Source organism: Mesorhizobium sp. dw_380 (genome assembly GCF_018588885.1).
Lineage (GTDB): Bacteria > Pseudomonadota > Alphaproteobacteria > Rhizobiales > Rhizobiaceae > Mesorhizobium.
In genome coordinates this window covers 1-7,433 of the sequence record NZ_JAFFIW010000082.1, presented here as the reverse complement: position 1 = coordinate 7,433, position 7,433 = coordinate 1, and the positions used below count along the sequence as shown (strand labels likewise).

Below are 7,433 nucleotides of genomic sequence, written 5' to 3'. Positions count from 1 at the left end.
TGCGCGTTCTCTAAGCGTCCATCTCCAGAGGCTCGTGCCCTGGCTGTTCGTGCCAGATGGGCGAACCGTCGAGGTCGGTGATAGTGATATTCACAGCATCCGATCCGGCGTGTCGCAAAATGAAGAGGAGAGTTACCACGTCCAGGATCAGTCGCCGCGCCTTGCTCTTCCATTCCGGCATCGCAGTCGCCGCCTCGACCGTTGCAGCAAACGCTCTCGGCACAAAGTCGCTGAGCCAAGGTCGGCAGCCCTCCAATGACCTGCAAGGGCTGATTGGGGCGCACAAGACGCGTGCATATCATTCGGCAAGGCCGTCCACGAAAGGGGCAACCGCAGCTGCGACCACATCAAGGCTGGCCGAGAGGAGGAGAGGGCACTACTGGCGATCTGCGCCTAAGCTGCCGACGTCAGTGAAGATTTGCTTGTCACGAAGATTTGCTTGGCACAGGGAATTAGGACGCCCATCAGGGGCGTAAATGGGCTGACGGGATCAACTTCCAACCTAGAACCGAGTTTCGCGCTCAAGCCAGTTGGAGCCGATCCGATCTTGAAAGCCGCTTACCTAGCGCTTCAGAGCGTTACCTTTTTGTCCCTCGGGGCGCGCCGCGATCCTCGGCCCGACGCGCCTGATACCTGAAGTTGATCGAGCTTGCCAAGGCTACCGATGTCGAGGCCTCATGGCGATCAAGATCAACCCGATCTCTTCGAGCCCGAAGGCCATGGACAAATACCGCAACCTCGTGGTGATCGCCCTCGAAGCCCGGGCCCCGACCAAGGCCGCCACTTAATGCGGTGCGCCTCCTAACGCGAGGCGATCCGGTCGCCCGACGCGAACGACATCTTTCGTGGTCCTTTCGTCGTGACGTGAGCAAATCGCTCCTTACGCTGCGCCTGCGATATCCACAGCATGGGCACTGACAAACGCCGACGGCTGGGCCTTGTTCCTGAAAAAATCGCCGTCGGCCTTTTCACAAACGTCACCGGGGTTTTCGGGCAAATTCGGAACAATGCCTTTCGCCTGGGGTTTATTGGAATGAAGGGACCGATTTTCCGAGGAGAAATCAGATGAAACATCTTCTGATCACGAGCATGATCGCGCTCGGCGTCGGTTGCGGGGCCGCGATGGCGCAGACCGAATCCGCGCAGCCGAGCGGAGGCGACAATTGCGCCGCCGGCCAAGCCGACTGCCAGAAGGGCGGCAAGGCGGGCGAGCAGGCCCAGGGCAAGATGAAGTCGCAGACCGAGCAGAATGCCCAGGGCAAGGCCGGCGCCAACACCGAGGAGCAGGCTCAGGGTAAGGCCAAGGCAAAGACCGATGAGCAGGCCCAGGGCAAGGCCGGCACCAGCACCGAGCAGCAGGCTCAGGGCAAGACCAAGACGAAGACCACCGAGCAGGCCCAGGGTCAGGCTGGCACCAAGACCGAGGAGCAGGCTCAGGGTACGGCTAAGTGTCAGACCGGCATGGCCAATTGCCCAAAGGGTTCGAAGACAAACGAGCAGGCCCAGGGCAAGACCGAGATGAAGAACACTGAGCAGAATGCCCAGGGCAAGACCGGCACAACCACTGAGCAGAACGCCCAGGGTACGACCAAGATGCAGACCCAGCAGAATGCCCAGCGTAGGACCGGTACAACCACCGAGCAGAACGCGCAGAGCAAGACCGGCACCACCACTGAGCAGAACGTCCAGGGTACAACCAAGATGCAGAGCCAGCAGAATGCCCAGGGTAAGACCGGTACAACCAGCGAGCAGAACGCCCAGGGCAACACCAACGTCCAGACCGACCAGAACAAGACGGCCTCGATCAACAACGTGACGGTCGAGCAGAAGACGCAGATCACGCAGATCATCCACGAGACCCACGTCCAGCCGGTTCGCGATGTCGGCTTCGACATCTCGGTTGGCGTCGAGGTGCCGCGGCATAAGATCCGCCTACATCGGCTGCCATCCCGTATCGTCAAGATCGTCCCGGCTTATGAACGCTACGAGTATTTCGTGCTGGCCGACGGACGCATCGTTATTGTCGATCCGGACAGCTACGAGATCGTGGCGATCCTGGAGGCCTGATCCGGACAACATCGCGAAAAGCAAAAGGTCCGCCGTGCCGCAAGCCTCGGCGGCATCTTTTTGCCCGGTCTCGAAATACGCGGAATGCCGGATGAACCGAGTGGCTTGAGGACGAGCGGCCGATCGTTTCGCTTCCAGCCGGCCGATCGCTACGCCTGGGATTTCGGCCCTGCTCTTACGAGCGGGGGTAATCGACACCAAACGGGACGGCACTTGGACCTCGCCGACCGCGTTGACCAGAATACTGGACAAGCTGTTCCGCCCGTCTATTCCTGACCCGACCGGTCGCGCTGCACGACGCCGGTCGGCTCGTGTTCTTCGGGCGGCGAACATGGCCGACCGTCGGGCCTGCGCTTATGTGCACGCGGGATTGCAAAGCTTTCACGTCGAGATTCAGGACTTCACCCAAGTGCTCCGCGACTTCATCGACGTGACCATCGAACCAAGTTCGACGACGCGCTGCCCTGACCACGCAGGCCCGGTCAAAAAGGGTAGCGACCTCCCTGCCGATATCTTGCTCCCGACCATGGTCGATTTTCGGTTTGTCGGATTGTAGTAGACCGGTAGCGTTCAGGCGAGCGATGGTTCGTCTGTTCGCGTCGGCGGTTCGCTGACGGTAAGGCGATTCTGTGGTCCATAGACCAAGCAGGAGTATCGGACTCGATCGGGACGATAACCCTGTCCTTCCGCGCAATCGACGCCAAGGCAGCGGCATTGGGATTTGCGCTGGCGCGTGCGCATTGGGGGCATGGACTGGGCAGCGAGGCGGCGCGCGAAGTCCTCCGCTACGCCTTGGAAACTCTGGCGCTTGAACAGCTGACGGCCGAGCTGGCTGCGCGCAATTTCGCGTCGCTGCGGATATTGGCGAAGCTCGGCTTCAAGCATATCGAGAGCTTCATCGATGAGTCCGACGGCGAGCCCTGCGAGCGGTTTGCGCCCGACGGAGACATCGGATTGTCACTGTTGGCGAACAACGCGATGCCAGACTGCTAGGCCGAGCCACCCGCCAATAGAGATTGTTTGTGCTGTCTAGGTGCGCAACGAGGTCGCGTCCGCCTGCTGATGACTTCAGCCTAGAAGCCGTCAGTCCGTTCACGGCCCCGAACGCGTCATTCCAGAACAACATGCCTCAAGCCGAACGGGAAGCCTGAGAACACCTACGAGGTCGAATGTTCATGATCTGTGCCTTTAAAGTCGCACAATTGGCAGTTCGGAACTTCGGCGGCAACCGAGCATAGGCCGACGATCCGCTGCCGTTTGCAGGCCGTCGCAGCCGACGAGCTCAACAAAAGGAGACGGCGTTGATGGCCACCTCCGCAATTTGCGGCCATTCCGATCATGTCGTGCCTGCCAATCAAGTGTCTTTTGGCGACTTTAGCGGCGGTTTGCTATCACTGTCTGGCCGCAGTAGGCCAGGGCATCATGCAGCCCGTGGTTCCGATCGATCGATGAGACAACCGGCATCTGGCGGACCGACGGGCTGCCCGTGGTCTATCTGCCCGGGCATTTCTTGGTGAACAACCATCTTGCGGTCGAGGCAGCCCTCGGCCGCGAGGCGTATCGCACCGTCCTGCTCGCGTCGACGGCCAAATCCGCCATCGAATGGTGCGTGGCGCAGGTGCGGATCAAAGGTCTCGATCCCGAGGCCACCTTCCGCCACTATTTCCCGCGCCTGTCGCAACGCGGCTGGGGCCACTTCTCGATCGAGGGGCTGGATGTCAAAAAGCATCGCGGCTGCATCAGCCTGAGGAATTCAATCTTCGCCCTGGAAGCAGGCCAGCAGCGGGCAGTCGAGTGCGAAAAGATATGTTGCGTTCGAGGTGCGCGAGCCCGACGCACTCCTATACCGCGCGGTCGTGCGCCTCTGCCTCGATCAGTTCAACCGCTTCACTCGGTCGGAGTTCTACCAACCTTGTCGGCGATACCAATCGTCGACGTCCCGGCGCACGCGATCCTTTTCGATGCCGTAGCGTTCTTGAATCTTGCCTTCGAGCTGATCACGTTTACCGGCGATACGGTCAAGGTCATCGTCGGTGAGTTTGCCCCACTGCTCCTTTACCTTGCCTTTGACCTGCTTCCAGTTTCCTTCCACACGGTTCCAGTCCATGACATGGCCTCCTTGGTTTCGCAGAAGGTGAAACGTCATCTGGCGTGGGAGGTTCCGGGAAGGGGTTGCCATCAAAGATCACCGCGGGCGGCCCTTCGCTTCAGATCGCGACCATTCAAGAGGTCCAGCAAATCGTCAGCATACTCCATGTCGAGGCCGCCCGGTGGACCCAGCCATCGCCAGGTTGCCCGGTGAACACGTCCTTTGATTCCTTCCTAAGAGCATATCGCTGCTAGCTTGTAACTCATTGGCAAGGAATCTGTCCCTGGCGCTGGAACGTTAGAGACGGATGAAAGTTCTGTGTCGATCCAGATACCTTAGCTGGGTGTCAGTTGAGATCGGGTGCGCGATCTGATCTTCCCGCGCTCCCGCCTCTCACGGGCGCCAGCTTTAGGAACAACCTTCGGGCGCACAGGAGACAGCTATGAAACACCAGACACTCGAAGAGCTGCAGTCCATCGCGGACATCAATCCGTTGGCGGCAGCTCTGCTCAGGACCAAAACGCAACGGATAGAGCGGTGGGCGGAACTGCTTGAGCGCGATCCCACGCGCCGCCTAGTCTCGCTCACCGGCACAGAGCATCTGCATCCCTCAGTTCGCGCAGAAGCGCGGGCGGCTGGATCCCCGATCACCGTTGCCTTCGAGGATTCGCTGCTGCGCGCCTCGGGCCTGAAATCGGACAGTTATGGAGAAGCCAAGCACTTCTTCGAACTCTCGGATTGGGAATTGCATGAGATCGTCTGTAGCTGCCAGGCCGGTGCCACGATGCATGCCAGGTGGGCCGCCGGCCGGGTCCGCAGAACGATTAACGGAAACAGGATTCTCGCTTGGTTGAAGCGCCATATGGCGCATTGAGACTCGTCGCGCTGCGCGGCCGCGGCCACCATCCTTCGGTGTGCTGGCTTCAACCTTGCGATAATGGTCGCTAATAGTCGCTCGGCGAGTTCGCGGAACAGAATCCCTCCAATGACATTGTTAGATATCGTTTCACATTGCGGGAGGTTTCGATGGGTCGCGGTATCTTGCTCTGGCTGCTCGGTGTTCCCATTCCGATTATCATTCTTATTATGCTTTTTGCGCGGTAGGAGGCTATAATGGAGTCGGATATCTCCGCTTCCACCGAATCCTCAGCCCCAGCTGTGAGTTGGGGCGGCCGATTGCCGCCGGCTCCCAGCCGGTGGGCTTTTTCGTGAACCAACGGCTTTCTTCTGCAGCATGAGGCTGGACTGTGACGCTTCTTGGCGGAACAGGAAAGCCTTTTGCGAGTTCATACTCATCGACACGCGCATCGCCGCGCTATTGCAATAGAGGCGGCAACGCAACAAGGGGAGCATAGATCATGGGTCTTGGAACCATCCTTATCATCATTCTTATCCTTGCCCTCCTTGGGGGCTTAAGCGGCTTGGGAGGCGGACCGTTCTATGGCACCGGCTATTACGGCGGCGGCGGCCTCGGCCTGTTGCTACTCATCGTAGTCATCTTAGTTGTTCTTGGGCGAATTTAGGGTTTCCCCCAGCAGCAGGCGATACGCATCTTTCCGAGAGGGACTTCTCGTTGGGATAGGCCGGCAAATGATTTCTCGCAGGTCGCCTTCGAGTGTACCTCTGCCTATATTTCTGGCCGTGACGACAACGAAGCCTGTTTGCATTCGCGTTGGCAACTTTGTTGAACTGCGGGTTTTTGTCTGCTGGTTAGGCCGCGTCTTATAACCGGGGCTTCTGATGAAAGACCCTAGTGGCTAAGCGACCTATCGCAGGCCGGCTACGGCCTGGCTTGGAGCATGCTATCAGCTATCCCTTGATGTCAGTCGTTCAGAAAATCAGCTCGGGCATTGGCTGGACTTGAGCGCCGTAGTGAATGGCCTGGTCGCTGTGCCGGTAATGACTGTGATGATGCTGATGCCGAGAAAATCATCTGTTCCCAAGCGATCTGGTTGAGCATTTTATTTTGATTACGAGAAGCTCGAGAGGAATTTTGTAGCGCACGGCGGCTGCTAATCCTCAAAACGACGCTGCAGTGGCTGCGCAGGCTTCACGCATTCTGGTCGCCAGTGCGACACCTCGCGACCGTGGACCGCTTGAGGGAGCCAGCGGTCATCGTAAGAAATGCATGATGCGATCCGAAGCAAAGGTTCAGCCAAGAAAGTACTCAATTTGTATACGTCTGCGAGAGCCGGCCGTTTTCCTCCGAGGTCTCGAAGCGGCTGTTTCAAAGGAGCTTTTTGCGCTTATGGAAATTCGCTTTCCGCGATCCAAACAAGCATCGATAAATGATTGGGCCTGCACGGCATCCGCTGTCTTTAGGAACAACCTGATGGGCTGACCGCAAGATGGTCGGCCGGTACTTCTTAACGTTAGCGCCCGCGCCGGCTCAGAAAGGTATCGCTGAGCGCCGAATGACGGCTAGACGCGACCCAGGTGGCGAATTCCCACGTCAGCACATCGACGCGGCCGTTTCTTTTCACCTTTGATGCACCCCGAACTATGTCGGCTCCCTTGTCTTCACCCGCTAGTGTGTGTTCCTCGGCGCCACCCAGCCTACCCAACGCATAGACAATATTACGGCACTCCCCATGACATCACGTCGCGCCGTCATCGTCTTCAAAGGCTCCTGAGCGGGGTTTGTTTCAATTTCCCCGCGGCCTGCTGTTTCTATTAGGGGTGCGCATGTTCTTGCGATATTCATCCGGCATGCGCGGCGCTGCCTTCGCCGCCTAAGGTCCCGTAATCATCGAGGCAATCGTCGACGCCTATGAACCGATGCTACCGCAATCCGCAATTTGCCTGCGGACTCCAGCCAATCGATTTTCGCCCTGGCCGCAGAAGCAATGGGTGGCATCGGCTACAGCATCACCAGGCCCGATGATATTGAAGGGGTCCTCGACCGACAAGCATCGTGGCGCTCGTAGCGGCGGTCATTTTCGCGGTTGTAGGAGACGGCGGTCTCGCCATGCAGCTTGGCGAATTCTCTTCGGCCCGGCGGGCGATGTCTCGGCTGATGACAATGCCTATTTAGCGCAACTTGTGGCCGCGCGCACCGGGCTCTCGGAAGCTGATGCGAAGGCGCGAGTCAATGGGATGATCGCAAAGGTAAAGGACACAAAGATCAAAGCGTAAGCGGTGTTTCCGGACCACCTTTCGGGAGTGGCCGCGATCTGTGAGGTTGCCGATCCTGTATTGGGATCGGAGATCGGCTTGTGTCTGGACTTGACCTTACGCTTGACCCGGAGCGGCAGCTTCGGCGTTTCGAGGTGATCAG

6 protein-coding genes and 2 pseudogenes are annotated in these 7,433 nt (G+C 58.8%); 6 read left to right on the top strand and 2 right to left on the bottom strand.

The genetic code is table 11. The features are described 5' to 3' along the window. The first annotated feature begins 1,065 nt into the window (after nt 1-1,065). The 4 genes and pseudogenes from JT360_RS32550 to JT360_RS34195 form a co-directional block, all read left to right on the top strand. Nucleotides 1,066-2,067 carry a DUF1236 domain-containing protein gene (locus tag JT360_RS32550; protein ID WP_214477452.1) on the top strand — a complete coding sequence of 334 codons (1,002 nt, stop codon included), beginning with the start codon at nt 1,066-1,068 and terminating at the stop codon, nt 2,065-2,067. Nucleotides 2,068-2,398: 331 nt separating this feature from the next. Beyond that, nucleotides 2,399-2,623 (top strand): hypothetical protein, encoded by a 225-nt coding sequence (locus tag JT360_RS32545; RefSeq protein WP_214477450.1) that lies wholly within the window; start codon nt 2,399-2,401, stop codon nt 2,621-2,623. A 53-nt stretch (nt 2,624-2,676) separates the two neighbouring features. Then, nucleotides 2,677-3,060: pseudogene (locus JT360_RS32540) on the top strand (GNAT family N-acetyltransferase); the annotation flags it as partial. Nucleotides 3,061-3,553: 493 nt separating this feature from the next. Next, a pseudogene (locus JT360_RS34195) lies at nt 3,554-3,712 on the top strand (DUF5943 domain-containing protein); the annotation flags it as partial. A gap of 258 nt (nt 3,713-3,970) precedes the next feature. On the opposite strand, the gene JT360_RS32530 reads toward JT360_RS34195, so the two are convergent. After that, complete coding sequence (locus tag JT360_RS32530) at nt 3,971-4,174, bottom strand: CsbD family protein (protein WP_214477446.1); 204 nt, start codon at nt 4,172-4,174, stop codon at nt 3,971-3,973. Nucleotides 4,175-4,598: 424 nt separating this feature from the next. On the opposite strand from JT360_RS32530, the gene JT360_RS32525 reads away from it, so the two are divergent. Together JT360_RS32525 and JT360_RS32520 are read left to right on the top strand one after the other, a co-directional pair. After that, entirely contained in the window at nt 4,599-5,030 is a 432-nt protein-coding gene (locus JT360_RS32525; RefSeq protein WP_214477445.1) for a hypothetical protein, read from the top strand. Nucleotides 5,031-5,514: 484 nt separating this feature from the next. Next, the gene (locus tag JT360_RS32520; RefSeq protein WP_214477443.1) at nt 5,515-5,679 is read left to right on the top strand and encodes a DUF3309 family protein; all 165 of its coding nucleotides are present in this window, start codon (nt 5,515-5,517) and stop codon (nt 5,677-5,679) included. Nucleotides 5,680-7,182: 1,503 nt separating this feature from the next. Here JT360_RS32520 and JT360_RS32515 read toward each other — a convergent pair. After that, on the bottom strand, nt 7,183-7,433 hold a 251-nt coding region (locus JT360_RS32515; protein ID WP_214477441.1), incomplete at its 5' end, for a hypothetical protein.

Coding starts and splice junctions, on each gene's coding strand:
- JT360_RS32545 (WP_214477450.1), top strand. CDS start 2,399: ATGGCCGACCGTCGGGCCTGCGCTTATGTGCACGCGGGATTGCAAAGC.
- JT360_RS32525 (WP_214477445.1), top strand. CDS start 4,599: ATGAAACACCAGACACTCGAAGAGCTGCAGTCCATCGCGGACATCAAT.
- JT360_RS32520 (WP_214477443.1), top strand. CDS start 5,515: ATGGGTCTTGGAACCATCCTTATCATCATTCTTATCCTTGCCCTCCTT.
- JT360_RS32530 (WP_214477446.1), bottom strand. CDS start 4,174: ATGGACTGGAACCGTGTGGAAGGAAACTGGAAGCAGGTCAAAGGCAAG.
- JT360_RS32550 (WP_214477452.1), top strand. CDS start 1,066: ATGAAACATCTTCTGATCACGAGCATGATCGCGCTCGGCGTCGGTTGC.